At 74.1% G+C, this 839-nt stretch carries 1 protein-coding gene and 1 pseudogene; both read right to left on the bottom strand.

The features are described 5' to 3' along the window. Positions 1–123 (bottom strand): annotated as a pseudogene (locus GTW43_RS16735) (oxidoreductase); the annotation flags it as partial. Beyond that, a partial coding sequence (locus GTW43_RS16730; protein ID WP_161302828.1) for a Gfo/Idh/MocA family oxidoreductase occupies positions 120–839 on the bottom strand: 720 nt, incomplete at its 5' end. The gene GTW43_RS16730 and the pseudogene GTW43_RS16735, both read right to left, overlap by 4 nt.

Here is an 839-nt window from a genome sequence, read left to right as displayed (position 1 = left end):
GTACGGCTTGGGCGCCTCCCACGCGGCCTCGGGGCGGTAGACGTAGGCGAACAGCTCGGTGCCGGTGCCCTCGTGGGTCACGGTGATCCGGTCGCCGTGGGCGTGAGTGAGAGCGAGCGTCATGCGGAGGCCTCTTCCTTGCGCGGGGTGGCGGGGGCACAGCCGGGGGCGCCGCCGTGCAGGGCGGTGTAGTAGGGGTCGCCGGGGCCGATCTCGCCCGCGCGGACCGGGGCGTCGGTGAAGGCGGACTTGTAGAGGGCGGTGATGAACTCGAGGGTCTGGCGTCCGCCCGCGCCGCTCGTCGGGTGCCGCCGGCCGGCCTTGATGTCGGCGACGAGGGCGCGCAGTTGCGCCAGGTGCGAGCTGGGCTCGTCCGTGCCGAAGTCGCGCCAGGCGGCGACGGTCTCCTCGGGGACGCCGGGGGCGGGGGTGATGCGCCAGTCGGCGTTGCGGTAGCCGTACAGGTGGGTCAGCTCGATCGTGGCGTGCGCGCAGTCGATGCGGATGCGGCTGACCTCGTCGGGGCTGAGCACGCTGTTGACGACGGTGGCGACGGCTCCGCTCGCGAACCGGACCTGCGCGGTGGACACGTCCTCGGTCTCCACGTCGTGCACGAGCCGCGCCGCCATCCCGCGCACCTCGTCCCAGGGGCCCATGAGGTCCAGGAGCAGGTCGGTCTGGTGGATGCCGTGCCCCATGGCGGGGCCGCCGCCCTCGGTCTCCCACCGGCCGCGCCACGGGACGGCGTAGTAGGCGGTGTCGCGGTACCAAGTGGTCTGGCAGTGGGCGACGAGCGGCCGGCCGAACGCGCCCTCGCGCAGCAGGCGCCGTACGTGGCC

It is taken from the genome of Streptomyces sp. SID5785 (assembly GCF_009870065.1).
GTDB lineage: Bacteria > Actinomycetota > Actinomycetes > Streptomycetales > Streptomycetaceae > Streptomyces.
The sequence above is the reverse complement of the archived record's forward strand: the minus strand, read 5'-3'. Positions and strand labels throughout refer to the sequence as shown.